The following is a 26,560-nucleotide window of genomic DNA, read 5'->3' as shown; positions in this document are numbered from 1 at the left end:
GTTTTGGGTTTTATTGTTTAACTTTAAGCAATAGATTCTTTTAATGATAATACCATAAAAAATATGAAACAAACAACAAACTCCATTTTGATGATTCGGCCAGTTGCATTCCGTATGAATGAACAAACGGCAGTGAATAATTACTATCAAAAAGTTTTAGACGGTCTTTTGCCAGCCACAGTTAATGCAAAAGCACAACAGGAATTTGATGTTTTTGTTGAAAAGCTTCGTGCGGTTGGGGTAGATGTGACTGTAGTAGATGACAAAGAGAATGCTGATACGCCAGACAGTATTTTTCCTAACAATTGGATATCATTTCATGAGAACGGGGATGTAGCATTATATCCTATGTTTGCAGAGAATCGTCGACTGGAACGTCGCGAAGATATTCTAGATACTTTGGAAGAGAAAGGATTTATAATCGATAATATTATGGATTATACATCTGCTGAAGAAGATGGTTTTTTCTTAGAGGGAACAGGAAGTTTGCTGTTGGATAGAGCTAATGGAAAGGCTTATTGTGCTCTTTCTCCAAGAGCAGATGAAGAGTTGTTTATTGAGTTTTGTGAAGACTTTGAATTTACGCCAGTAATTTTTGAAGCTTTTCAAACCGTTAACGGAGAGCGTAAACTGATTTACCACACTAATGTAATGATGTGTCTTGGTGAAACTTTTGCTGTTATTTGTGCCGATTGTATCGATGACAAAAAAGAACGAAAAATGGTACTTGACAGTCTGAAAGGGGATGAAAAAGAAATCATTTTGATTACTGAAGAGCAGGTAAATAATTTTGCGGGAAATATGCTCGAAGTAAAAGGAACTGACGACAGAAGATATTTGATAATGAGTGCTTCAGCTCATCAAAGTTTGACTAAAAAACAAATTGCTCAATTAGAAGAACATGTAACAATTTTGAGTTCAAGTTTAGATACTATCGAAGCTTGTGGCGGTGGAAGTGCTCGTTGTATGATGGCAGAGATTTTCTTGCCAAGAGAATAAAATTATAATTTTTAAAATAAAAAAATCCAAATTCGAACAGCTAGTGCTAATTAGAATTTGGATTTTTTTATTGATAATTTTTTGAATTACATCAAATTGCCCTTGATAATGTTGATAAGGGCGCTTACAATGTATTGAATACCAATTGCAATTACTATGAATCCAACAATTCTTGAAATTGCTACTATACCAGAGGCGCCAAGTAATTGTGCTAAATAATGTGCGCTTCTCAAAATAATGAAAATAGCAATAGCGATAGCTAATATTGCAAGTGAGGCTATTATAAGTTCGTTGGTAGAATTATGTTCTTGGTAAAATGCAATTAATAGGGAAATAGACCCTGGGCCAGCAAGCATCGGTATGGCCAATGGAGTCAAAGCAATGTCATTTCGTTTTTGAGCATCGGTTTCAATCTTTTTGTTAATACCTCTTTTTTTATTGAATTTGCCTGAAAGCAAGGAAAAACCTGAACTTACAATGATTAGACCCCCAGCAATTCTAAGGGAATCGATGCTAATGCCAAAAAAGATCAAAACATATTTTCCAGCAAAAAATGAAATGATAAGGATTAAAAATACATTTATCGATGTCCATAGTGAAATTCTGGAACATTCTTGTTTGGAATCTCCTTGTGTAAGACCGACAAATATTGGAACAGTTCCTATGGGGTTTAAAACAGAAAATAAAGCAACAAATAAGTAAATAAATAAATCCATTCAGTTTTGATTTTTGATTGTAAAATTACGAATTTATGTATAAATAAGTTTAAACAAGAGTTATGTAATTGTTTATTTCATTAAATGGTGGAAACAATTGCAGAATCAATTAGGAGGATTGATGGTTAATGGCTTTTTATAGGTTTGTATCAACTATTTGGTTAGTGCTTAATCCTTTTTGATTACTTTTGTAGCTTATATTGATTTAAAATGACAAAAAATAAAAAAACCTTAGTTCTTGGAGCAACTGTAAAATCAGAAAAAGCAGCTTATAAAGCGATTGAAATGCTTGTAGCCAAAGGACATTCAGTTCTTGCTTTGGGGCAAAATACGGGGGAAGTGGCAGGAGTTAAAATAAACACAAAAGCGATACCCGTTAAAAATATTGACACCATTTCGCTATACCTAAATCCAACACGTCAAAGGGATTATTATAATTATATCGTTGATGCTAAGCCAAAAAGGGTTTTATTTAACCCAGGAACCGAAAATCCAGAGTTTTATCAATTATTGGATTTGAATAATATAAAGTATGAGGCTGCTTGTACATTGGTATTGTTAACTTTGAATAAATATTAGTTTTTTCAGGACCTATTCCAGCTGTCCGCTATATCTTTTTTTGTCTCTTAGAAAAAAGAGACAAAAAAAGGATGCCGCTTCCATCTGGGGTAAGTCAAAACAATCAACAGGTTTGATTGAAATATTTTTTTTGGGAAACATTAGGCATTGATTTTGTACAGAAAAGTTATTTCTTCATTTGTTTCAAGATTAAGTATTGTCTTTTAAAATAGATTTAATTTTCTAAATGGCAGTTTGTCAAATTGCTTACTTTTGTATCCATGGAATTTTCTTCAAAACTAATAGAAAAAGCAGTTAATGAAATGGCTCAATTGCCTGGTATTGGCAAAAGAACCGCTTTGCGTTTGGTTCTGCATATTTTAAAACAACCCAAAGAGCAAGCTACCTTTTTGGCTCAAGCATTGGTCACAATGCGAGAGGAAATCAAATATTGCAATAGCTGTCATAACATTTCAGATAGTGAAGTTTGTGAAATCTGTGCCAATTCAAGTAGAAACCATCAAATTATTTGTGTTGTCGAGGATATTCGAGATGTCATGGCAATTGAAAATACAGGTCAATTTCGAGGAATTTATCATGTTTTAGGAGGTAAAATTTCGCCTATTGACGGAGTAGGCCCTAGTCAGCTTACTATTTCTAAGTTGATAGAGAAAGCCAAGTTAGGGCAAGTCAAAGAAATTATATTTGCATTGAGTTCTACAATGGAAGGAGATACAACGAATTTTTATATCTATAAACAAATAGCCGATTTGCCTATAGTAGTTTCAACAATTGCCAGAGGAATTGCTGTTGGAGATGAATTAGAATATGCTGATGAAGTTACGCTTGGTCGAAGTATATTGCAAAGAGTTCCTTTTGAAAAATCATTAAAAACCAATTAAGTGGTTTAATAAGCGTGATGCTTTTTTTATACTAATTGAAAAACTATATTTGTTACTAAATTAAAACGAATGAACAAACGTTTAGTCCTTATTTTTTTATTTATCAGTGTGTTATTTACATCCTGTATTCCAGTAAAGGATTTGGTTTACCTTCAAAAAAAGGATAATGCTTCCAATGAAGGGCCAGTCGTAATGGTGGAATCAAAGCCGTATCGTTTGCAAACCCATGATGTATTAAGTATCACCATCAAAGCTTCTGATCCAAAATTAGTGACTATTTTTAATCCAACTGCTAATAATGCTGAAGCAGATCAATCGGAATCTGGTTTGTATTTTGACGGTTTTACTGTAGATGACCATGGCAATATCCGAATTCCGGTTTTGGGGGAGATGAATGTTATGGGGTTTACTTTGGAGGAAGTGCGCGTTAAAATTGAAAAGCAACTGTTGGCTGATTATTTTAAAGATAATGCCAGTATTTTTGTGGTGGTAAAATTAGCAGGTTTTCGATATACCATAAATGGAGAAGTAGGGAGTACGGGTACCAAAACTTTGTTTCAGGAAAAAGTAAATATAATGGAAGCTATCGCCAATGCTGGGGATATAACCACAACCGGTGACAGAAAGGCAGTGACTATTATTAGACAAACTCCAAACGGCACCGAGATGAAGGATTTGGATTTGACTAACATCAATGTGATGAATTCTCCCTATTATTTTTTGCAGCCCAATGATTATATTTATGTAAAACCACTCAAGCAAAAAACGTGGGGAACAGGCAGTACCGGAATTCAATCTTTGACAACCCTTATTACATTGTTGTCTTTGGTTAGTACCACTTATTTGTTGCTTAAAAATTAAAATCAATTGATCAAATGTTAGATATAAAAGATTTTACGGTTTTTGAAAATCAGTCCAGTTTTGATTTTAAGGGTTTTTTGATAAAGATATTAAGTTATTGGAAGTGGTTTTTGATATCTGTAGTTATCGCCTTAATGATAGCTTATCAGGTTAATATACGGAAAGAGAAAATTTACGGTATCGAAACCTTAATTTCGGTTAAGGAAGAAACAAATCCACTTTTTACATCCAGTACCAACTTAGTATTTAATTGGGGAGGCGCTTCAGATCAAATGCAGACTATTTCAACCACTTTACAATCCCGTTCACACAATGAGTTGGTGGTAGATAAATTGCAGTTTTATATTGATTATTTGGTACAGGGAAAATACAATCTAATAGATGCTTATGGAGCCATTCCGTTTCATCTGGATATTGATAAAAAACAAGGACAATTAGCAGGGAATCTTATCGGGATTAAATTTATTACCGAAAATGAATACGAATTAAGAATCCCTTTTGAAGGAACGTCAGTTTCACTAATTCACTATTCTGATAATAGTCATAGCAATACATCGGTTGTAGAAGGTGAATTTGTAAAAAAATACAAAGTTGGTCAAAAAGTCTCTTTACCTTTTTTGAATTGGAATTTGCAAATAAACGACAATCCAGGTTTATATAAAGGCAATGAATACTTTGTTAGATTCAATGACTTTGATGGTACTGTTTCTAATTACAGAAACATAAATGTCAAAACTGATGATAAAGGAAGTTCCATAATCACGTTGGGGATGCAAGGTACTAATAAAGCCCGCATGGTTGATTATCTGAATTCAACTGTTAATATGTTGATTAAAAGGCAGCTTGATAGTAAAAATCAATTTGCGACAAACACTATTAATTTTATTGATAGTACACTTGTTGCTATGGAATCTCAACTAAAGCAAACGGGCGATGAGTTAAAATCTTTTAGAAAAGATAAAAATATCTATGATGTAGAAGAAGGAGGGGCAGCTAAATTTTCTGATAAAATCCTCGATTTTGATGTAGAGAAAGATGCTGTAAAACGAAAAGTAGCCTATTATAATTCTTTAAAATCTTATTTGCGTAACAGTGTTGACTATTCGAAATTGCCAGCGCCTTCTGTGGCTGGAATTGATGATCCTAACATTGCTGTCAATGTGTCTAAATTAATAGCGCTTTCTACCCAACGATCGGAGATGGCTTATGCCGTAAAAAGCGAAAAAATATTTAGGGATTTTGACAATCAAATGGAAGCGATTAAAAATGTTTTGTTGGAAAACATTGCCACTGCAAAAACTTCTTTGGATTATGATTTGGCAATGGTGGAGAGTAAAATCAATGAAGCGGAAAGTAAGATTAAGCGTCTTCCGGATGATCAGCAGGAATTAATAAAAATCAAAAGAAAGTACGACTTAAACGATAACATATATAGTACTTTTCTTCAAAAAAGAAGCGAGGCTGATATTGTAAAAGCAGCAAATCTATCGGATATTCATTTTATAGATTCGGCTAAAGATATTGGAGGAGGTCTTATAGGGCCTAAGACAGGAGTGAATTATGTACTGGCTTTATTTTTAGGGTTGTTAATTCCTTTATTAGTAATCGTAGTCATTTTCTTTATTAATAATGCCATTCAGAACCCAGATGATATCAGTAAACTAACAAGTATTCCGATAATAGGAATAGTAGGTATAAATACTGAGAATAATGATTTAGCTGTTTTTGAGAAGCCAAAATCCGCTTTGTCGGAATCCTTTAGAGCGATTCGTTCTTCGCTCCAATTTTTGTACAAGAAGAGCAATGTTGCCGGGGCAAAAACATTGATGATAACATCTTCTGTAAGTGGTGAAGGAAAAACATTTTGTTCCATAAACATTGCTACGGTTTTTGCTTTAAGCGAAAAAAAGACCGTAATTGTTGGATTAGATTTAAGAAAACCCAAGTTGTCTGATGAATTTAATTTGGACAACAAAGTAGGGGTTGTAAATTATTTAATCAAAGACAAAAAATTGGACGAGGTTGTAAATCATACCTCGATACCTTTTCTAGATGTAATACTTTCGGGGCCAATACCTCCTAATCCTTCTGAATTGATTCTTAGTGATGGAATGAAAGAATTGATAGAAGAATTGAAAACGAAATACGATTACATTATTTTGGATACACCACCCGTAGGTTTGGTCGCTGACTCACTTGAGTTGGCACAATATTGTGATGTCACGTTGTATATTGTTAGACAAAATTTCACCAAAAGAGAAATGATTACTTTGTTAAATAATAGGGTGAATCGAGGCGAACTCCATAATGCCAGTATTGTTTTGAACGGTTTTGAAAATAAAGCTAAGTATGGTGGAGGTTATGGTTATGGTTATGGATATGGAAACGGAAATTATTCAAATGGTTACCATGAGGCTGAAAAGAAAAAAAGTTTGATCGAGAAAATAGTTGGAAAGAAAAAATAGCAAGAGTTTTTTAAAATTAAAAAGATAATGACAGAAAATAGCAAAAAGAAGATACTAATTACGGGTGGAGCAGGATTTATTGGATCTAATCTATGTGAGTATTTTTTGTCCAAAGAATATAAAGTAGTTTGTTTGGATAATTTCGCTACGGGTCATCGTCATAATTTAAAAGATTTTATCGAAAACAATAATTTTAGTTTGATAGAGGGAGACATACGTAATGTTGAGACCTGTCAATTGGCTGTGCGAGGAGTTGATTATGTATTGCATCAAGCTGCATTGGGTTCTGTGCCAAGGTCAATTAATGACCCTATTACCACAAATGATGTCAATGTTTCTGGATTTTTAAATATGCTGGTTGCAGCAAGAGATGCCAACGTAAAGCGTTTTGTTTACGCGGCCAGCTCTTCGACTTATGGTGACTCGGAGGGATTACCAAAAATAGAAGAGGTTATAGGGAAGCCACTTTCTCCTTATGCCATTACGAAATATGTAAATGAATTGTATGCTGAAATTTTCAGCAGGACTTATGGATTGGAGACTATTGGATTGCGTTATTTTAATGTGTTTGGAAGGAAGCAGGATCCAAATGGAGCTTACGCCGCAGTTATTCCAAAGTTTGTTATGCAATTAATGCAACATGAGAGTCCCAAAATAAATGGAGATGGAAATTATTCACGTGATTTCACCTATATTGACAATGTTATACAGATGAATGAGTTGGCGATGACTACAGAAAAGCCAGAAGCAGTGAATACGGTTTACAATACCGCTTATGGTGATCGGAATACCTTAAATGATTTGATAGGATACTTAAAAAAATATTTGGCAGCATACGATCCAAAAATTGCAGATGTTGCTATTGAATATGGTCCTAATAGAGCGGGAGATATTCCTCATTCTTTAGCCAGTATTGATAAGGCCAAAACAATTTTAGGGTACAATCCTAAATATTCCTTACAGGAAGGACTGAAGGAAGCTGTAGGCTGGTATTGGGGGAATCTTGGCAGGTAGTAGAAAGCAGATTTCAGTACGCAGATAATAGACAGATTTTTAGAATAGAGAATACAGTGAACAGAATAGAGAAAAACAACAATATGAAAATTACAAAAATTTGTTGCATAGGCGCAGGATATGTTGGAGGACCTACGATGGCCGTTATAGCACAAAAATGTCCCCACATTCAAGTTACGGTTGTTGATTTGAATGCAGAAAGAATTTTAGCATGGAATGATGAAAATACCGACAATATTCCCATTTATGAACCGGGGTTAGATAGTATTGTAGCAGAAGCAAGAGGAAGAAACTTGTTTTTTTCTACAGCGGTAGATAAAGCAATAGAGGAAGCCCAAATCATCTTTATATCGGTAAATACGCCTACGAAAACCTATGGAAAAGGAAAAGGGATGGCAGCCGATTTGAAATACATTGAATTGTGTGCCAGACAAATTGCAAAAGTCGCCAAAAGTGATAAGATTGTTGTTGAGAAATCAACTTTGCCGGTACGTACTGCCGAAGCCATCAAGAGTATTCTTGATTCTACCGGAAATGGGGTGCAGTTTCAGATTTTATCCAATCCAGAATTTTTGGCAGAGGGTACAGCAGTACAGGATTTGTTGAACCCTGATCGAATATTAATCGGAGGAGATACTTCTGCTGAAGGGCAGAAAGCGATTCAAGCTTTGGTAGATGTTTATTCCAATTGGGTGAGTCCAGAGAAAATATTGACCACTAATGTTTGGTCGTCAGAGTTGTCAAAGCTAACTGCGAATGCCTTTTTGGCTCAAAGAATTTCGTCCATCAATGCGATGTCTGAGCTATGTGAAAAAACAGGTGCTGATGTTAATGAGGTAGCCAAAGCTATAGGAATGGACAGCCGAATTGGTTCTAAATTCCTGAAATCTTCAGTAGGATTTGGCGGTTCTTGTTTCCAAAAAGATATTTTGAATTTGGTTTATATAGCAAAATCATACGGATTGAACGAAGTAGCGGATTACTGGGAGCAGGTAATTATCATGAACGACCATCAAAAACGCCGTTTTTCCAATAATATAGTACAAACGCTTTACAATACCGTTGCCGATAAAAAGATTGCTTTTTTGGGTTGGGCTTTCAAGAAGGATACCAATGATACAAGAGAATCAGCAGCGATATATGTGGCAAATGATTTGATTAACGAACAAGCCAAAATCGCGGTATTTGACCCGAAAGTGTCTCGTAAAAAAATTCTTTCTGACTTAGATTATTTAGAAACCAGATCAGCTGAGGAGAACGCAAATTGTATACTTACTTTTGACAATCCTTATTTATCCTGTGAAAAAGCACATGCCATTGCAGTACTTACGGAGTGGGATGAATTTGTAACTTATGATTGGCAAAAGATATATGACGGTATGCAAAAACCTGCTTTTGTTTTTGATGGAAGAAATATTTTGAATAAATCAGAATTGGAAGCTATTGGATTTGTATATCAGGCTATTGGCTCTTAAGAGTTTAGAATTACTGTTTTAAACCGCTTAAGATAGGCCTTTTTAGGCTCTTTAGGCATCACCAAAAACAGTGATTTTTTACTTATAAATAAAATTTTAGAAAGAAGATTTTTATTGACTATGAGTTGTTTACAATTGTAGTTTGTAGAAATCTTTTTTTGTTTAGTTGGGGACTTTTTTTTGACTCCGTTGGATTCTTATTTTTTGTATCTTTGTGGGCTTAATTTGGAGGAAGTCTGTGCTTCATTTTTGGAAGTACATTTCTAATTTCTCTATTTTTTATAATAAGACTTTTAAAACCAACAATAGTTTAAGAAATTGAATAAAGACATAAAGATTGCAGTAATAGGTTTGGGTTATGTTGGTTTGCCTTTGGCTCGATTGTTTGCTACCCAATTTTCGGTTGTAGGTTTTGATATTAATGTATCAAGAGTCGTTGCATTGCAATCAGGTACAGACAGCACCCTTGAAGTTGATGATGAAACACTGCAAAAAGTGTTGGTTCAAGAATCAAGCACTCAAAAAGGTTTATATTGTACTTCACAAATTGAAGATATAGCCGATTGCAATTATTATATTGTAACTGTTCCCACTCCAGTGGATAAAAATAATCGTCCAGATTTAACTCCATTGTATAAATCCAGTGAAACTGTTGGTTCTGTTCTAAAAAAAGGGGATATCGTAATTTACGAATCTACCGTTTATCCAGGTGTTACTGAAGAGGAATGTGTGCCTGTTTTGGAAAAAATTTCGGGATTGCAATTCAATGTCGATTTTTTCGCAGGTTATTCTCCGGAGCGAATTAATCCCGGAGATAAAGAACATACTGTAGAGAAAATTTTAAAAATAACATCAGGATCCACGCCTGAGATTGGACAAAAAGTAAATGAATTGTACCAATCGGTTATTATAGCAGGAACACATCTTGCTCCATCTATAAAAGTGGCAGAAGCTGCCAAAGTAATTGAAAATTCCCAAAGGGATATTAATATTGCTTTTGTAAATGAATTAGCAAAAATCTTTAACCTTTTAGATATTGATACAACTGCCGTGCTTAAAGCAGCTGGCACTAAATGGAATTTTTTACCCTTTAAACCAGGGTTAGTTGGTGGGCATTGTATAGGTGTTGACCCATATTATTTGGCGCAAAAAGCCCAAGAAAAAGGATATCATCCCGAAATTATATTGGCTGGTCGTCGTTTGAATGACAGTATGGGAGAATATGTGGCTTCTCAGGTAGTGAAACTGATGATCAAAAAAGGAGTGACTATCAATGGTGCTCGTTTGTTGATGTTGGGCATTACTTTCAAAGAAAATTGTCCTGATGTTCGGAATACCAAAATTGTGGATGTTATAAAGGCATTGGAAGATTATGGAATTCAAGTGACTATTTTTGATCCTTGGGCGAATCCTATAGAGGTGGAACACGAATATGGTTTGACAATGTTAAATCAGATGCCAAAAACTATTTTTGATGCTGTAGTTTTGGGTGTGGCTCATGCCGAGTTTATGGAGATGGATATTGATTCCTTGAGAAAAGAATGTAGTATTCTTTATGATGTTAAAGGTGTTTTGGTGGATGGAGTTGATGGGAAGTTGTAAGTTGAGGATTATGAAGTTTAAATTTGTTTATGAGTTTAAATTGTTTAAAAGTTTAGAATAAAGAGAATAGAATAAAGAGAATAGAATAAAGAGGATAGAATAAAGAGGATAGAATAAAGAGGATAGAATAAAGAGAATTTAGACAAATAAAGATAAAAATGAAAAAGATACTTATTACTGGAGGAGCAGGGTTTATTGGTTCACATGTCGTAAGACGATTTGTGCAAAACTATCCAAATTACCAAATTTTTAATTTGGATGCTTTGACGTATGCAGGGAATTTGGAAAATATCAAGGATATTGAAAAAGAACCGAATTATACTTTTGTAAAAGGAGACATTACGGATGAAAGTTTTATAAATGAATTGTTTGGGAAACAACAATTTGACGGGGTTATTCATCTAGCAGCCGAATCCCATGTCGATCGCTCTATCGAAGATCCTTTGGCTTTTGTGAAAACCAATGTGATTGGAACGATGAATTTATTGAATGCGGCCAAAAAACAATGGTTGGGTAACTTTGAAGGAAAACGTTTTTATCATGTGAGTACTGATGAGGTTTATGGCTCACTAGGGGCTGAAGGGTTATTTACAGAAACAACAGCTTATGATCCTAATTCACCATACTCAGCATCCAAAGCGAGTTCGGATCACTTTGTGAGAGCTTATGGTGAAACTTACGGATTGCCATATGTGATTACGAATTGTTCTAATAATTATGGGCCTTTTCATTTTCCGGAAAAGTTAATTCCGTTGTTTATCAATAATATCATCAATAACAAACCACTGCCAGTTTACGGAGACGGTAATTATACCAGAGATTGGTTATTTGTAAAAGATCATGCTGTGGCTATTGATTTGGTTTTCCATGATGGAAAAAATCATGAAACTTACAATATCGGAGGATTCAATGAATGGAAAAACATTGATTTGGTTAAAGTATTGTGCCAGATTATGGATCAAAAACTGGGAAGAACTGCAGGTGAATCAGCTCAATTGATTACTTATGTGAAGGACAGGCCAGGTCATGATTTGCGTTATGCAATCGATGCTTCTAAAATAAACACTCAATTGGGATGGAAGCCCTCTGTAACTTTTGAAGAAGGTTTGGAAATTACTATTGATTGGTATTTGAAGAACCAGGATTGGCTGAATAATGTGACTTCTGGAGCGTATGCTTCGTATTATGAAAAGCAGTATTCGTAGTTGGTTTTCGGTTGTCAGTTGTTAGTTATCGGTTATCCGTTATTAGTTGTCTGTATCTGTTGTTGGTTATGGTTATTTGATTTGAATATATGAAAAATTATAAAGATTTAGAAATTTACAAAAAAGGACTGAATTTATTTTTTGAAACACACAGAATGTCTTTGCAATTGCCTAAATACGAGTTGTATGAATTAGGGAGTAAGTTAAGAAGGTCTTCGGATTCTGTTATTACAAACATTGTGGAAGGATATGGCAGAAAAAGATATCAGGCTGATTTTGTAAGATTTATAGTTTATTCTCATAGCAGTAATTTGGAAACAATATGAACTGGTACGTAGTTTACACGAAACCCAAGTGGGAAAAGAAAGTTACTGAACGGTTGAATGAAATCGGAGTTACGGCCTATTGTCCTTTGATAACTAAAGTCCGTCAATGGTCGGATCGCAAAAAGAAAGTCGAGGTTCCGTTGTTTAATTCCTATATTTTTGTTCAAGTCAATGAAAAGGAGCGGAATCTTATTTTTGAAATTCCGGGAGCCATACGGTATTTGTTTTGGCTAGGAAAACCAGCTATTGTAAAAGAAAAAGAGATTCAGGCCATTCAAGATTGGTTGAACATACCTGATACTTTTGAGGTGATGGTTGATAAATGGCAAAAAGGGGATAAAATTGTATTGGAATCGGGTCCGTTTGTAGCACAATCTGCCGTAGTGCAGGAGGTAAAACACAATCATTATGTGCTCGTTTTGGAGTCTTTAGGGTGTGTTCTTAAAGTTGAGAAGAAAATAAAATGATTTTTTTGTCCATGAAGGAGGTATGAGTTTTATTTAAAAAAAAAGTAAAATATTGATTTTAAAGGCTTTATTGCTTTGAGTTTTTGTTTTTATTTTTAGGATAAAAAATATTGAATTGGTGTTGAAAAAAGAAAGTAAAATCCTTTTTTTTAGCATAAATTTGCAAATTCTTAACATAAGGTGAACCATGATGGGACTCACTGAGGCGAAGCCGTGGAGTGATGTTGTCAGTTTTCGGTTTTCGGTTGTGAGTTATGGGTTGTGAGTTTTAGGTTTTGGGTTTTGCGACTCGGCAGTATTTCAAACTTGGCTCCGCATAAACTGCCTACTTGAAAAACCTTCTTTAGAAACAATATTAGATAATAATAACCCATTGGGTTTCATAGTTTTTTACTGAATATATGCATAGTTTTATATTATTATGTGGTAAAAAATGTTATAATAGTCAAAAAAAAATATAATATGAGAAAAATAATTACTGCAATTGTCATTTTTATAGCCCTTTTTCAGTCTTCTTCGTTGATGGCTCAAGATATTTTAAAAGGAAATGACCTTAGTACGGTAAGAGTTGATTATTTATCGGATGGGGATATCGCCAAGATAAAATCGCAATTGCAAAGTAATAATGTATCTATTGATCAAGCGGAATCTTTGGCACTGTCTAAAGGGATGAGCGCAACTGAATTTGCCAAATTAAAAAAGCGTTTGGGGCTGACTGAAACGTCTAAAGCAACTGAAGATAAAAAAGCGACCAAGAAGAAATCAAAGGATGCTGATTCGGAAGACGAAGCCGATGACAGTGAAGATACGGAGCGAAAACAGGAAAAAATAGAGAACAAGAAAGTAAAAGACAGTTTGAATTCACTTGTTTTTGGATCCGAGTTATTTGATAATCCTACTTTGAATTTTCAACCCAATTTGAAATTGGCCACACCGGTCAATTATGTTTTAGGACCTGGTGACGAATTGCAAGTGAGCGTTAACGGTGTGCAAGAATTTAATGACAATGTATCCGTAACCGTAGAAGGGAAAGTCAATATTCAATACGTTGGGCAAATTTCAGTTTCGGGAATGACTATAGAAGCGGCTACCCAGAAGATAAAAGGAGCTATTGCTCGTATCTATAGCACGGTTCGTACCGGACAATCCCAAGTTAGTGTAAGTTTGAGCCGTATTCGAACTATTAAAGTGACAATTATAGGAAGCAGACAACCCGGGAATTATTCTATTTCTTCCTTGGCCACAGTTTATAACGCCTTGTTCTTGGGTGGAGGTCCTGGAAAAAACGGCAGTTATAGAAACATAGAGTTGATTCGAAATAATAAGGTTTTTAAGAATATTGATATTTATCGTTTTTTGGTTAGTGGAAATCAATCAGACAATGTGGGATTGAAAGATAATGATGTCATTCGTATTCCAGCCTATACTAATAGAGTTACCGTAGAAGGAGAAGTAAAACGTCCCGGTATTTTTGAAATGAAAAAAGGAGAACGTTTTTCTGATTTATTGAATTTTGCATCAGGATTCAATGAATTTGCCTACACCGCATCGGTAAATGTTTTGCAAAAAACAGGAAAAGAATTTAAAGTTGCCGATATACAGGCAGCACAATACGGCAGTTATCTGCCTTTGAACGGGGATGTGTACCGTGTTTCCAAAATTTTGAACCGTTTTGAGAACCGAATCATCATCAAAGGGGCAGTATTCAGACCGGATACTTATTCATTCTATCAAGGGATGCGCATTTCCAATTTGATTGCACAAGCTGAAGGATTAAAAGAAGATGCCTATTTAAAAAGAGCGCGAATCGTTCGTTTGAAAGCAGATTTGACATACGAGAATGTTAATGTTGATTTGTCCAAAGCAATGTCCGGTGATTTCAATGCCGATGTAGCATTAAAAAAAGAAGATGTAGTAACGGTGTATTCTATTTTGGATTTCACTGAAGAGTATAAAGTAACCATAGATGGAGAAGTAAAAAAACCTGAAGTATACGATTATCAAGAAGGTTTAACGCTTAACGATTTGATTATTGCTGCAGGAGGATTGACGGGTTCTGCCTCCAAGCGTGTGGAAATTGCAAGAATGATCCGTGCAGAAGAAATTGATGATAATAATCCCAACAAAGTCGAATTGTTTAATATTGAGATTACTCCCGATTCGAATGAACAAGCGACTAATTTTGAGTTGAAACCTTTTGACGTGGTGAACATCAGAAAGATGGCTGTTACTGATAAACCTGAGATGGTGACGGTATCCGGGTCGGTTGCCTATCCCGGAAAATATGTTTTGGCAGGAAAAAAAGAGAAGATCTATGATGTTATCAAAAGAGCAGGTGGACTTACATCCTTGGCGAGTTTGAACGGTGTAAAAATAAAGAGACCTATCAAAAAAGACCAAATTGAAGATTTAGAAAACGTCAGTTTGAATTTGGGTAAAAAGGATAGTATTCAAAACAAATTGGAAAAGAAATTAAAGGAAGAGTTGAAATTTGCGACTATTCCCGTAGATTGGAATAAAGTAACTAAAAATGAGGACAGCAATGCCAATGTGACATTATTACCGGGAGATGAAATTGATGTTTCTGCTTTTAATGAAACTGTTAAAGTGGCAGGGAATGTACTCTTAACTTCGGAAATTCCATATAATAGAGGAAAAGGATTTAACTATTATTTGAATGCTGTAGGCGGTTTGGATGCCAAGGGTTGGAGGAAAAACGCTTATATCATCTATCCCAACGGGCAAGCCGCTGTATCCCATAGCGTTTTGTTGTTTTTTAGATCCAATCCTAAAGTTTTACCGGGTTCTCAAATAATTGTTCCCGAAAAACCGGAAAACAAAAAAATGAGTACTGGAGAATGGGTGAGTATTGGGGCGATAATTACTAGTTTAGGAACACTTTTGGTTACTGCATTTAAGTAAGGTGGTGGGTTATCGGTTTTGGGTCTGAGTTTTAGGTTTAAATCTGTTTATGTGTTTAAATTGTTCAAAAGTTTAGATTGTTTAAAGATTTCAGAAAATTGAAAATAGATATATGGAGAATCAAATCCCTAATGACGAGATTTCGTTAAAAGAACTTATTGAAAAAGGGAAGGAGTGGTATGCTTTTTTGCTATCGCAATGGAAAATCATTGTATTGGCAGGTGTAATTGGAGCCGCTTTGGGAGTTACCTATTCGATTATTAAAAAACCAGTTTATACTGCAACCTTGTCTTTTGCTCTGGAAGATGAAAAAGGTGGCGGTGGTGGATTAGGTAGTGCACTTGGATTAGCTAGTTCGCTTGGTTTGGATCTTGGTGGAGGCGGCGGTAGTATATTTACAGGATCTAACCTTACTGAGTTGTTTAAATCTAGAACTATGGTTGAGCAAACATTACTGTCTCCTGTTATTGTAAATGGAAAAGTAATTTCTTTGGCTGAAATGTACATAGAAAATAATGAATGGAGGGATAAATGGAAAGATGAACCTAAATTCAAGAATATACAGTTTTTACCCGAAACCAAACGCAAGTATTTTACAAGGGTTCATGACAGTATTTTGGGTGAAATTTATAAGGATTTATCTAAATTTTCTTTGTCTGTGGCGCAAAAAGATAAAAAGATTTCCATTATATATATGGATGTGGCTTCTACCAACGAATTATTTTCTCTTTATTTTTGTGAAGCTCTTGCGAGACAGGTCGGTAAATTTTATGTGACTACCAAAAGCAAGAAAGCCCGTATGAATATGGAAATTTTGGAACGACAAACTGATTCTATTCGTGCCGAACTCAATGGTGCTATTACTGGAGTAGCAGTAGCTAATGACAATACGTTTATGCTGAATCCCGCGCTCAATGTGCGTCGTGCCCCAACTGCCCGCAGACAGGTGGATGTGCAGGCCAATACGGCAATCTTAACCGAATTAGTGAAACAAACCGAACTGGCAAAAGTAACTTTACGTAAAGAGACACCTTTGATTCAGGTAATTGATCGTCCTATTTTGCCTTTGAAGAAAGAGAGGTTTGGTAAAGCAAAAGGTATTTTGTTAGGTGGATTTCTGGCGGTTTTTTTAACTGTGTTTGGGCAGATTGTAAGGAGGTTGTTGAAGGGACTTCAGGTTTGAAAGGTTATTTTTAATGTTTAATTTGAGATTTTCAGTTTGGGACACCTCAGAGAAGCGGACAATTTAAGGTCAGGTATAATCACCTTTATTATTTGGAAAATGATTGCAGGTTGATGTTTTTACCTTTGACATGTAAAGTTGTTTGAAGAAGCCAAGTTTCATTGTGATAGTTATGGGATAGGTTTGTAAACTGATTTAACAAAAAGATTTAAAGAATAATGAACACGACTGTGTTTTAGAAATATAAAGTAAAATTAATGAAAATACTTATTACAGGAGGTGCTGGATTTATAGGCTCCAATTTGTCGGAATATTTTTTGAATAAAGGATATGAGGTTGTTTGTTTAGATAATTTTGCCACTGGACATAGACATAATATTTCTGATTTTCTAGAAAATTCCAGCTACACTTTGATAGAAGGAGATATACGTAATTTATCGGATTGTCAAAGAGCATTAGAAGGAGTTGATTACGTCTTGCATCAAGCTGCTTTAGGGTCGGTGCCACGTTCCATTAATGATCCTATTACTACTAATGACGTTAATGTTTCTGGTTTTTTGAACATGCTAACAGCTTCTCGGGATGCAAAAGTAAAACGATTTGTTTATGCAGCTAGTTCTTCTACATATGGAGACTCGCAAGGATTACCTAAAGTAGAAGAAGTTATAGGGAAACCGCTTTCTCCTTATGCTATAACTAAGTATGTTAATGAATTGTATGCGGATATTTTTAGTAAAGCATATGGATTGGAAACAATAGGATTAAGATATTTTAATGTATTCGGAAGAAAACAAGATCCTAAAGGGGCATATGCTGCTGTAATTCCAAAGTTCGTCATGCAATTTATGAATTATGAAAGCCCTGTGATTAATGGCGATGGTAATTATTCCAGAGACTTTACTTATATTGATAATGTGATACAAATGAATGAGTTGGCTATGACAACTCAAAATCGTGAGGCAATTAATACTGTTTACAATACCGCTTTCGGCGATAGAACCACTCTAACTCAATTGGTAGGTATATTGAAAGAGAACTTGTCGACTTTTGATGCTAAAATTGAAGATGTTGAAGTTATACACGGTCCCAAAAGAGCTGGCGATATTCCTCATTCTTTGGCAAGTATCGCTAAGGCTCAAAAATTATTGGGATATAACCCTAAGTTTTGTATTCAAGAAGGGCTAAAGGAAGCTGTAGCTTGGTATTATAATAATTTAAAATAATAAAAATAAGAATCAATTAATTTTGTGATTGGTTTTAATGTAGAAATTTGATTTAGTATGAAAAGAATTGCCATTATTGGATTAGGTTACGTAGGGCTTCCATTAGCCCGATTATTTGCGACTAAATACCCTACTGTAGGATTTGATATAAATAGGGCTAGAATTTCTGAACTAAACACAGGTCACGATAGTACTCTTGAAGTGGAAGATCAAATTTTGAAAGCAGTTTTGGTAGACACTTTTTCAAATAAAAATGGCCTTTATTGCACTGATGATTTAACAGTTTTAAAAGAATGTAATGTTTATATCGTTACAGTTCCAACTCCAATTGATAAAAATAATCGTCCTGATTTAACTCCTCTTTATAAAGCAAGTGAAACCGTTGGTGCTGTTTTGAAAAAAGGTGACATTGTCATTTATGAATCTACTGTATATCCAGGAGTTACCGAAGAAGAGTGTGTTCCAGTATTGGAGAAAATATCTGGATTAAAGTTTAATGTTGATTTTTTTGCAGGTTATTCTCCTGAAAGAATTAATCCTGGGGACAAAGAGCATACAGTAGAGAAAATTTTAAAAGTTGCAGCGGGTTCTACTCCGGAGATAGGTATTGTTGTTAATGAGTTGTATAAGAGTGTTATCACGGCAGGGACTCATTTAGCGCCAAGTATAAAAGTGGCTGAAGCCGCCAAGGTAATTGAAAATTCTCAGCGAGATATTAATATTGCTTTTATAAATGAACTGAGCAAGATTTTCAATTTGATGGGAATAGACACGCATGAGGTTTTGGAAGCAGCAGGTACCAAATGGAACTTTCTTAAATTTAAACCCGGTTTAGTAGGAGGGCACTGTATTGGTGTAGATCCATACTATTTAGCACAAAAAGCCCAAGAACTGGGTTATCATCCCGAAATTATCCTAGCCGGAAGGAGATTAAATGACAAGATGGGTGCTTATGTTTCAACAGAGGTGATAAAATTAATGATCAATAAAGACATTAAAGTAAAAGGTGCCAATATTTTGGTACTAGGCTTCACTTTCAAGGAAAACTGCCCGGATGTTCGTAACACTAAAGTTATTGATATTGTAAGGGAATTAGAAGCCTACCATACCAATGTGTGCGTGTACGATCCTTGGGCAAAACCTGAAGAAGTTCTTCATGAGTATAACTTAAAAACTTCCAATCAACTGGGTGATATAAAGGGAAAGTTGTTTGATGCAATTATTTTGACAGTAAGTCATGATAAGTTTCTTCAATTGGACATCCCATCATTTAAAAAGGAAAATGCTGTATTATACGACGTAAAAGGCTTTTTAAAGAAAGAAGATGTTGATGCAAGATTGTAAAATAAATTAATGAGTATGGCAAAAATTTTAATTACGGGTGGAGGTGGCAAAAATTTCTTCGCTACCAAGGTGGCCGTAAAACACTATGATTGTGCGTGATCAAATAGTTTTTAATCTAGGGAAATATAAAGAGATGCTAATGTGTTTCAGCATTATAAATAGAAGGTTTAGATGTTTTGTAATTTAATAAGCACCACCAAAATCGTTGATTTTATTTGGGTATCTCACACGATAAGCCCGAGGTTATTGTATAATAGAAGTAGTTATAGTTATGGCTTTGAAATTTAGAAATGACATTCAGGGCATTAGGGCCCTAGCAGTTTTATTAGTATTCATTTTTCATATATCGGGTACTGCATTATCTGGAGGGTTTATTGGCGTTGATATTTTTTTTGTTATTTCTGGTTATTTAATTACTAACATACTAATAAATAAAATAGATACGCAAACCTTAAATTTGTTTGATTTCTATATTGGACGAATTAAGAGAATAGCTCCACTATATTACTTTCAGCTTATAGTTGTACTATTAGTAGCAACTTTTATTTATATACCAAGTGATATCTTATTATTAAGAAGCGATGCCGTTTGGGCATCGATCTTCCTTTCAAATAAACATTTGTCCGAAACTGTAACGTACTTTGGCCCTTCAAGTACAGAAAATCCTTTATTACACACCTGGACTTTGGCTATAGAAATGCAATTCTATTTTCTTCTTCCAATCTTTTTGATAGTGATAAAGAAAAAACACATTTCGTTCTTCTTTATTGTGTTATCTTTGTTGCTAGTTGCATTTTCATACTACAATAGTACTTTCTTGCTAAATAAACATTCAATGTACTTTTCATTATTTGCTAGAGTACCAGAATTTTTAGTTGGTTCGTTATTTGCAATTAATCATACTAAAATCCAAAAAATTGGTATTAGGTCCCTAAATGTGATTTCGGTTGTAAGTTTAATCGTTATTATTCTTTGCTCGGTTTTGTTTTCAGAGACTACTAATTATCCTGGTATTTGGGTATTACTGCCTTGTCTTGCTACTGCATTTTTGCTTGTTAATGAATCTAATGTTATAAATAAAAGCATATTTTCTAATAAAATTGCAGTACACTTAGGGCAGTTATCATATTCAATTTATTTATGGCATTGGCCGATTATGGCTTTATTGAGGTATTATAATAATGAATATGAGTTTTCCTTCATCCAAATAACTTCCATTACAGTTTTAACATACTTAGTTTCATATTGCACTTGGCACTTCATTGAAAATTATTTCAGAACCATGAAGATTGGCAAATTCGTTTTTCAGGGTGGAATCGTTTTAATTTCACTTCTTTGTTTGACTTTCTTTTTAAAACAAATCAATTCTTACTTTTATCCTATTCCAGCAATGTATTCACAGCCAACATTTGGCCTTAATTCACATTCAAATTCATTCAAACAAGTCGAATTCTTTGGTAGTGCCAAATCTACTGATGATTCGTTATTATTAATAGGAGATAGTCATGCCCTTATTTATAAAGGAATTTTAAATACTATCGGGAAGAGAAACGACTTTAATTTCAGAACAATTACAAATGATAGGTATCCTAATATACCAGGTTTGAACAGAAAAGATTTTCCTAACGATATGCTTTATAAGCAGTATTCTGATCTAATTAAAGATACCAATAAAGAAATAACAAGGGCAAAAATTATCATGGTCTCATCAATTTGGTTAAGTGATATTAAGTCATTACCTATTGCTTTAGAGAAGTTTCTGAATAATTTGGATAAATCGAAAGTGGTAATCATTCTTCCTGATTACCCAGTTCTAGACAAAAACCCAATTCGAATCAATAAAAGCTATTTAAAAAAATCAAATACTCAACAATATAATCCGACTACCATACAAACATCTAAAGATATATCTACGATTTTGAGCAAGTATCCAAATGTAAGCTTTCTAAAAATTAATTATGAAAGTTCATTTAATGACTTGCCCTATAATAATGATACCTTAATGTATTATGATAAAGGCCATTTGAATTATTACGGGTCTCAAGTTTTTGCCCGAAAATTTGAACTTGAGTTTATGAGAGGATTTCAAAAAGTAGTTCAAAAATCAAATAAAAATTATTAATCAGTATGAAGTTATTTGTTTTGCGAGTTATGGGTATGGAGCCGATTGAGTTTATTTATCCCAATAAAGCATCTGGCTCTTTAATAAAAGTAGTTTGTTCTAAACTGTTTGGGGATGTTTAAATTACTTAATTTATTGAAGCAAAAATCTAAGGAAAAGAACGTCCATCAGACTGTTTTGCTTTTAGCTTCTACCATATTGGGGCTTTTATTTGGTTTTACGACTAACTCGCTCCTGACGCGTATTTTAGGAAAAGTCGAATACGGTAATTATGCCTTTCTATTCAATATATTTACTTTTTGTCAAGTCATATTTAACTTTGGGATATTTTTCGCCATCGCTAGGCTGGTTGCTATTTCAAATGATGAAAAAAAGACCAGAGGTTATTATGCTGTTGCCTTGTGTCTAATATTTGCTTTGTATATAATGATGTCAATATCATTAATTATATTTTCAAATGTTTCAACTGCAATTGAAAAAAACAATTTGTATCGAATACTTATGATATCTATTCCATTGAGTTGGATATATATCGTAATTAATTTTAATGAATCTTTTTTGCAAGGGGTTAGTAAGATTAAGTTACTATCACTTACAAGATGGCTACCTAAATTCATTTTTACTTTAATTTTAGTTGTTGTTTTTTTTCTTTTTAAGAATAATACCTCGATAAGCACCGTAATTTTTCTTAACTATTTTACTTTACTCATTTCTTGTGTACTAGTCTATTACAGTGTAAAGCCTACTTTGGCAAATTTTAAAACGAGACTTTATGAGATATTTATTGCTGTTAAGCAATTTGGTTTCGATATTTACCTTGGATCATTGGTTGCCACAGGCAGTGGTAGTTTATCGGGAATATTAATTAGTTATTTCAGTGTTAATAATGTTGAGGTAGGGTATTTTACGCTTGCTACTTTATTGTCTTCTCCCTTAGCTCTCATTCCGAATATCATAGCAACGGTTCAATTTAAAAAATTTGCAAATAGTAATAAAATACAACCTTCATTAACCCTAGCTACATTAGCGCTAAGTTTTGGCCTATTAATCTTAACAATGATTTTGGCTAGGTTTGTCATTGCTGCATTTTTTGGGGATGAATATGTTGATGCGGTCATTCTATTGAGGGTACTGTCTTTTGGATATATACTTTACGGTTTTGGAGATTTTTTTAATAGATTTTTACTTGCCAAGGGTAGAGGGAAAGAACTAAGAAATGCGTCTATCTATATAGGTATTACATTATTAGTTGCAAACTTCATCATGATTTCCCTATACGGTGCTATGGGAGCGGCTATAGCTAGGATCATATCTGGTCTTGTGTATGTTCTTGTAATACTTTATTACTATAGAAAGGAGTTGAAAAGATGTTGATATTTCTGTTCTTGATCCCTACTTTTATTTTATGTTTATTGTTTCCAAAGTCGAAGTCGGTAGCCTTACTTATGTTTCTATTCATGTGGTTACTTTGGGGTTGGAATACTGATAATGGCGATTATGCCAATTATAAGGAGGCTTTTGAAAGTATTCAAACCGGAAGTCTACATGAAACGGGTTATGAATTTGGCTATGGTGTAGTCAATTACCTGTTCAGTTCATTAGGTTTCTCATTTCGGGGCTTTTTAATTGTGTATTCGTTTATTGTACTGGGTTTAATATATACGTATTTTATAAATAGCCCCTACCCCGCTTTCATGGCCGCCTTTTATTTGCCGATTTTTGTGATGGAGTATGTGTTCGTCAGGAACTTTATGATAGATGCATTATTCTTTATGTTTTTATTGGTAAATTTTAGCGAAACCAATTTCAAATTTTTAAAGTCCTTAGCCATTTTTGTGATGGCAGCATTTTTTCATACTACTGCTGTTATTTATTTGCTTTTTTTGTTAACGTATATAAAGCGATTGGACACTAGAAAAATATTATTTATCGTGGGGGGTGGCATCATCTTTCTGGTATCAAGCTATACGATATTACTTTCTTTCATTGATAATGAATTGATCCTAGGAAAAATTGATTACTACTCGTCTGAAGATAAACCCATAGGTCCAGCGATTGCACATGTTTTCATTATATTTATCACATACCTCTTTTTACATTATAATAAAGATAGGCTTGATGTGCTTAGTAGCACAGTAAAAAGAAATATTGAAGTTATGCAAAAGGTAAATATCATTACTTTAATTTACATTCCACTCTATTTCTTCATGCCAGATTTTAGTAGGTTTTTTAAAATTTTATTTACCGTAAATTTATTTTATGTTTCTTATTTGTTTTTCTATTTTCCTACCCTAAAGCCTAGACTAGCATTAATAGGTATTTTTTTGATCATAAATTTATTCGTGTTATACCAATTTGCTACCAGTACTTTAAAGTTAACCTATGATCCTTTAATCAACTCTAATATCATATTTGATTTCTAATGAGATTTATAATGATTGCTTCACAGTACTTCCCAATAGAAGATGTTTCTTCCTTGAGAATCCATAGTTATTGTAAATCATTGGTAAATGCAGGAGCTGATCTTACTGTACTTATTATCTATCCATCGCCAAAAGGGGTAAATCTCAATGGAATTCACGAGGGGGTTCGTTACGAATTTGTTTCCAAGGATTATCGCCCCGGCATCAATTTTTTAGCTAAAATGTATTTGAGGTTTAAAGGACTGTATTTTATCTGTCGGTTCATAAGCGAACAAAATATTGAGGGCGTGCTGTCTTATCACGACAATTTTTTGACAAACTTTATTGTTCGCTTTTTTACACGGATCAAATCTATACCTTACATCATTGATAAGACTGAGTATCCATACGGCTATTTTAAACAAACCAGTTTTGAAAAGTTGTTCACTCACCTGAATTTAAAATTATTCAGTGGATTTATAGTGATTTCAAATGAGCTAAAAAACTTTTATTCAAAGTTCTCGAATAATGTATTTTTGTTGCCTATGACTATCGATCCCGATCGATTTAAAGATGTTGATCCGAGATTAAATCCAAGCAAGTACATCGCATTAACCTTTGGTGTTCATAATAGAGATGGTTTATATGAAAGCGTGTTAGCTTATCATAAATATTTGCAAATTAACAGTGAGCAACCTTACCATTTGTTTGTAATAGGAGATTACACAACGTTGTGTAAAAATTTTCCAGAATGCTTAAGAATTGCTGAATATGTTCAGCATCATCAACTGACTGATTTAATCAATTTTTTGGGTAAGGTGCCTATTAGTGAGGTGCCTAAAATTTTAGCGGGAGCCAGTTGCTTGTTAACTACGCCTAGCAAGTTTGTATCTGGAGGTTTTCCGACTAAATTAGGCGAGTATCTTTTAGCTGGTGTACCCGTGGTTGCAACGAACGCTGGGGAAATTTCAGACTATGTAAAAGACAGATTTGATATCTTACTATCAGAAGTGAATGATCTAGATGGTGTTGCCGAGCATATATCATTCGTGCAAGACAATCCGGTTTTGGTTAAAACAATAGCAGAAAACGGAGTGAAAACAGCAAAGACATTGTTTAACGCTACTACCTATGTTAAAGATTTAGTTAAGTTTATTTGGTATGTTAAAGATACTTAAATATGATATATGATAGTTGGACTTAAAAACTGCATTTTTTATATAGTCTATCCACCCATCAATATTTGGGTTTAAGGTTTGCGCTTCATCATTTGTTTAATCATATCGTTTTGAAAGATTATAATGACCGCCTAGAAGGATAACAGGTATTAAATTATTGGGCTCAGTGTTATATTGTTGGAAATGCAAGCCAAGCGTTGATTTAGACTAATTTATAGTAGGAACAATAATTTAATGTACCTATTCAGATATTAACATTAGGTTAGCATAATTTTTGATAACTTGTTACATGTAATATTAATAGCATATATCATTGGAACACCAGAGTTTTTAGAAAAAACGTAAAAGTTTAGTTGTGAATGCTTCGCCAGTTAAAATTTAATCATTATCCTTTGAAAAACTCTCTACATAGACCAGTAATGATCTTTTTTAGAATTTAGAAATAACCAGATCTCAAAATTAAAATACAATTTAAATGAAAATTCTGTTGTTTGATAACTCTGCCTTATTAGAGATGAATAATGATTACTGTATCGAAATGAGAACGGGAGAATTTGCAAAGGAGCTTCAAAGCCTAGGGAATGAGGTTACGTTTTTTGGTCAAATTCTTCCTGGTACAAAGAATACTACAGATGTTTTTAAATTGAAAGCAAATGGCTTAAAGGTTACAGGATTAAAAAGAAAGAAAAGTAAAATCTGGTCTTATTTAACACTTTATATCTCAGCTATACCATCCATTTACAGATCTGATTTTGTGTATTTTTTCTATCCCACAGCGTTCAAGTATCTGATGCTGATTTGCTGGCTTTTTAGAAAGAAATATGGGCTATATATAAGAGGTATGGACAACTTGAAAGATTTTGATTCAAAGTTATTTTACAAAAATGCCTATGCAATTTTTACTGTAGCCGATACATTTACTGATTATGTAAATGGGGTTTCAAATAAGGGCAACGCACAAACCATTAGGCCTATGATTACCTATAGTAGCTTGGATATTATCCAACAGAAGGATAGACTTATAAACAAGGGTAGGTTTGATATTCTTTACTTAGGGAGAATGGCAAATGACAAGGGTATTATTGAATTGATATATGCAGCACAAATATTGAAAAAAGAAAAAATTACTTTTCATATTAACCTTGTAGGTAGTGGCGAATATATTGACGAATTAAAAAAATTAGTTACTCAACTAAGTGTTGGAGAGCTAGTTTCTTTTATTGGCCCCATTTTTGACAAGGATGAGATTATGAAATGTTATTTAACACACCATATTTATATTCTACCGACATATCATGAAGGGTTTCCTAGAACCTTATATGAGGCAATGATTTTTGGAACACCAATAATCACAACCTTTGTGGGTGGTATAGCAGGTCTAATGAAAAACGATTGTAATTGTTTAGAAATTAAACCAAAATCTGTGCAGTCCATTGTAGAATCTATAAAGTTCGCAATTGAAAACCCTAACAGAATGACTACTTTATCAGAAAACGCTAAAACTACTATTGAAAAGGTTTTTGAAGAAAGAAGGTTTAGTCATGCAGAAGATTTGCATCATAAGCTTGATAGAGGATGAGATTGATAATGATTTTC

General features: G+C 33.9%; 21 protein-coding genes. 20 read left to right on the top strand and 1 reads right to left on the bottom strand.

Annotated elements, in window-relative coordinates; genetic code table 11:
- Nucleotides 1–63 precede the first annotated feature (63 nt).
- Nucleotides 64–999 (top strand): citrulline utilization hydrolase CtlX, encoded by a 936-nt coding sequence (gene ctlX, locus B0E44_RS16365; protein ID WP_077377720.1) that lies wholly within the window; start codon nt 64–66, stop codon nt 997–999.
- Between the two features lie 86 nt (nt 1,000–1,085).
- Here the strand turns inward: ctlX and B0E44_RS16360 are convergent, their stop codons facing one another.
- Nucleotides 1,086–1,715: a MarC family protein gene (locus B0E44_RS16360; protein ID WP_077377717.1), complete on the bottom strand. Its 630-nt coding sequence runs from the start codon at nt 1,713–1,715 to the stop codon at nt 1,086–1,088.
- Between the two features lie 210 nt (nt 1,716–1,925).
- Between B0E44_RS16360 and B0E44_RS16355 the strand changes: the two genes are divergently transcribed.
- From B0E44_RS16355 to B0E44_RS16265, 19 genes are all read left to right on the top strand, one after another.
- Nucleotides 1,926–2,294 carry a CoA-binding protein gene (locus B0E44_RS16355; RefSeq protein ID WP_077377714.1) on the top strand — a complete coding sequence of 123 codons (369 nt, stop codon included), beginning with the start codon at nt 1,926–1,928 and terminating at the stop codon, nt 2,292–2,294.
- Between the two features lie 260 nt (nt 2,295–2,554).
- Nucleotides 2,555–3,175 carry a recombination mediator RecR gene (gene recR, locus B0E44_RS16350; protein ID WP_077377710.1) on the top strand — a complete coding sequence of 207 codons (621 nt, stop codon included), beginning with the start codon at nt 2,555–2,557 and terminating at the stop codon, nt 3,173–3,175.
- A 69-nt stretch (nt 3,176–3,244) separates the two neighbouring features.
- A complete protein-coding gene (locus tag B0E44_RS16345) occupies nt 3,245–4,036 on the top strand; it encodes a polysaccharide biosynthesis/export family protein (protein ID WP_077377707.1) in 792 nt (263 codons plus the stop codon).
- 14 nt (nt 4,037–4,050) lie between these two features.
- On the top strand, nt 4,051–6,501 hold the full coding sequence (locus B0E44_RS16340; protein ID WP_077377704.1) for a polysaccharide biosynthesis tyrosine autokinase: 2,451 nt from the start codon (nt 4,051–4,053) through the stop codon (nt 6,499–6,501).
- 27 nt (nt 6,502–6,528) lie between these two features.
- The gene (locus B0E44_RS16335) at nt 6,529–7,515 is read left to right on the top strand and encodes an SDR family oxidoreductase (RefSeq protein ID WP_077377701.1); all 987 of its coding nucleotides are present in this window, start codon (nt 6,529–6,531) and stop codon (nt 7,513–7,515) included.
- A gap of 83 nt (nt 7,516–7,598) precedes the next feature.
- Entirely contained in the window at nt 7,599–8,990 is a 1,392-nt protein-coding gene (locus B0E44_RS16330) for a UDP-glucose 6-dehydrogenase (RefSeq protein ID WP_077377795.1), read from the top strand.
- A gap of 318 nt (nt 8,991–9,308) precedes the next feature.
- Entirely contained in the window at nt 9,309–10,592 is a 1,284-nt protein-coding gene (locus B0E44_RS16325) for a nucleotide sugar dehydrogenase (RefSeq protein ID WP_077377698.1), read from the top strand.
- A gap of 158 nt (nt 10,593–10,750) precedes the next feature.
- On the top strand, nt 10,751–11,797 hold the full coding sequence (gene rfbB / locus B0E44_RS16320) for a dTDP-glucose 4,6-dehydratase (protein WP_077377695.1): 1,047 nt from the start codon (nt 10,751–10,753) through the stop codon (nt 11,795–11,797).
- Nucleotides 11,798–11,886: 89 nt separating this feature from the next.
- Nucleotides 11,887–12,123 carry a four helix bundle protein gene (locus B0E44_RS16315; RefSeq protein ID WP_077377692.1) on the top strand — a complete coding sequence of 79 codons (237 nt, stop codon included), beginning with the start codon at nt 11,887–11,889 and terminating at the stop codon, nt 12,121–12,123.
- Nucleotides 12,120–12,590 (top strand): UpxY family transcription antiterminator, encoded by a 471-nt coding sequence (locus B0E44_RS16310; RefSeq protein ID WP_077377689.1) that lies wholly within the window; start codon nt 12,120–12,122, stop codon nt 12,588–12,590. Before B0E44_RS16315 ends, B0E44_RS16310 begins: the two co-directional genes overlap by 4 nt.
- Before the next feature lie 462 nt (nt 12,591–13,052).
- Nucleotides 13,053–15,512 (top strand): SLBB domain-containing protein, encoded by a 2,460-nt coding sequence (locus B0E44_RS16305; protein ID WP_077377792.1) that lies wholly within the window; start codon nt 13,053–13,055, stop codon nt 15,510–15,512.
- Between the two features lie 112 nt (nt 15,513–15,624).
- Nucleotides 15,625–16,695 (top strand): Wzz/FepE/Etk N-terminal domain-containing protein, encoded by a 1,071-nt coding sequence (locus B0E44_RS16300; protein ID WP_077377686.1) that lies wholly within the window; start codon nt 15,625–15,627, stop codon nt 16,693–16,695.
- Between the two features lie 257 nt (nt 16,696–16,952).
- The gene (locus B0E44_RS16295; RefSeq protein ID WP_077377682.1) at nt 16,953–17,918 is read left to right on the top strand and encodes an SDR family oxidoreductase; all 966 of its coding nucleotides are present in this window, start codon (nt 16,953–16,955) and stop codon (nt 17,916–17,918) included.
- A gap of 57 nt (nt 17,919–17,975) precedes the next feature.
- Nucleotides 17,976–19,262 carry a nucleotide sugar dehydrogenase gene (locus B0E44_RS16290; RefSeq protein ID WP_077377679.1) on the top strand — a complete coding sequence of 429 codons (1,287 nt, stop codon included), beginning with the start codon at nt 17,976–17,978 and terminating at the stop codon, nt 19,260–19,262.
- 271 nt (nt 19,263–19,533) lie between these two features.
- Nucleotides 19,534–21,384 (top strand): acyltransferase family protein, encoded by a 1,851-nt coding sequence (locus tag B0E44_RS16285; protein WP_077377676.1) that lies wholly within the window; start codon nt 19,534–19,536, stop codon nt 21,382–21,384.
- Between the two features lie 114 nt (nt 21,385–21,498).
- Nucleotides 21,499–22,758: an oligosaccharide flippase family protein gene (locus tag B0E44_RS16280; protein ID WP_077377673.1), complete on the top strand. Its 1,260-nt coding sequence runs from the start codon at nt 21,499–21,501 to the stop codon at nt 22,756–22,758.
- Nucleotides 22,759–22,829: 71 nt separating this feature from the next.
- Nucleotides 22,830–23,807 (top strand): EpsG family protein, encoded by a 978-nt coding sequence (locus B0E44_RS16275; RefSeq protein ID WP_165688822.1) that lies wholly within the window; start codon nt 22,830–22,832, stop codon nt 23,805–23,807.
- Nucleotides 23,808–23,818: 11 nt separating this feature from the next.
- Complete coding sequence (locus B0E44_RS16270) at nt 23,819–24,964, top strand: glycosyltransferase (RefSeq protein WP_165688821.1); 1,146 nt, start codon at nt 23,819–23,821, stop codon at nt 24,962–24,964.
- 475 nt (nt 24,965–25,439) lie between these two features.
- Nucleotides 25,440–26,543, top strand: coding sequence for a glycosyltransferase family 4 protein (locus B0E44_RS16265; RefSeq protein WP_077377664.1), 1,104 nt, complete (start codon nt 25,440–25,442; stop codon nt 26,541–26,543).
- The last annotated feature ends 17 nt before the right edge of the window (nt 26,544–26,560 follow it).

The organism is Flavobacterium sp. A45, from assembly GCF_002001005.1.
In the GTDB taxonomy this organism is placed as follows: domain Bacteria; phylum Bacteroidota; class Bacteroidia; order Flavobacteriales; family Flavobacteriaceae; genus Flavobacterium.
This window is presented reverse-complemented; position numbering and strand designations above follow the sequence as displayed.

Bases quoted from the DNA above. Each gene is read 5' to 3' on its own strand.
- B0E44_RS16275 (WP_165688822.1), top strand. From the start codon at position 22,830: ATGTTTCTATTCATGTGGTTACTTTGGGGTTGGAATACTGATAATGGC.
- B0E44_RS16330 (WP_077377795.1), top strand. From the start codon at position 7,599: ATGAAAATTACAAAAATTTGTTGCATAGGCGCAGGATATGTTGGAGGA.
- B0E44_RS16335 (WP_077377701.1), top strand. From the start codon at position 6,529: ATGACAGAAAATAGCAAAAAGAAGATACTAATTACGGGTGGAGCAGGA.
- B0E44_RS16355 (WP_077377714.1), top strand. From the start codon at position 1,926: ATGACAAAAAATAAAAAAACCTTAGTTCTTGGAGCAACTGTAAAATCA.
- B0E44_RS16310 (WP_077377689.1), top strand. From the start codon at position 12,120: ATGAACTGGTACGTAGTTTACACGAAACCCAAGTGGGAAAAGAAAGTT.
- B0E44_RS16280 (WP_077377673.1), top strand. From the start codon at position 21,499: ATGTTTAAATTACTTAATTTATTGAAGCAAAAATCTAAGGAAAAGAAC.
- B0E44_RS16315 (WP_077377692.1), top strand. From the start codon at position 11,887: ATGAAAAATTATAAAGATTTAGAAATTTACAAAAAAGGACTGAATTTA.
- B0E44_RS16265 (WP_077377664.1), top strand. From the start codon at position 25,440: ATGAAAATTCTGTTGTTTGATAACTCTGCCTTATTAGAGATGAATAAT.
- B0E44_RS16300 (WP_077377686.1), top strand. From the start codon at position 15,625: ATGGAGAATCAAATCCCTAATGACGAGATTTCGTTAAAAGAACTTATT.
- B0E44_RS16285 (WP_077377676.1), top strand. From the start codon at position 19,534: ATGGCTTTGAAATTTAGAAATGACATTCAGGGCATTAGGGCCCTAGCA.
- B0E44_RS16290 (WP_077377679.1), top strand. From the start codon at position 17,976: ATGAAAAGAATTGCCATTATTGGATTAGGTTACGTAGGGCTTCCATTA.
- recR (WP_077377710.1), top strand. From the start codon at position 2,555: ATGGAATTTTCTTCAAAACTAATAGAAAAAGCAGTTAATGAAATGGCT.
- rfbB (WP_077377695.1), top strand. From the start codon at position 10,751: ATGAAAAAGATACTTATTACTGGAGGAGCAGGGTTTATTGGTTCACAT.
- B0E44_RS16360 (WP_077377717.1), bottom strand. From the start codon at position 1,715: ATGGATTTATTTATTTACTTATTTGTTGCTTTATTTTCTGTTTTAAAC.
- B0E44_RS16295 (WP_077377682.1), top strand. From the start codon at position 16,953: ATGAAAATACTTATTACAGGAGGTGCTGGATTTATAGGCTCCAATTTG.
- B0E44_RS16305 (WP_077377792.1), top strand. From the start codon at position 13,053: ATGAGAAAAATAATTACTGCAATTGTCATTTTTATAGCCCTTTTTCAG.
- ctlX (WP_077377720.1), top strand. From the start codon at position 64: ATGAAACAAACAACAAACTCCATTTTGATGATTCGGCCAGTTGCATTC.
- B0E44_RS16340 (WP_077377704.1), top strand. From the start codon at position 4,051: ATGTTAGATATAAAAGATTTTACGGTTTTTGAAAATCAGTCCAGTTTT.
- B0E44_RS16345 (WP_077377707.1), top strand. From the start codon at position 3,245: ATGAACAAACGTTTAGTCCTTATTTTTTTATTTATCAGTGTGTTATTT.
- B0E44_RS16270 (WP_165688821.1), top strand. From the start codon at position 23,819: ATGATTGCTTCACAGTACTTCCCAATAGAAGATGTTTCTTCCTTGAGA.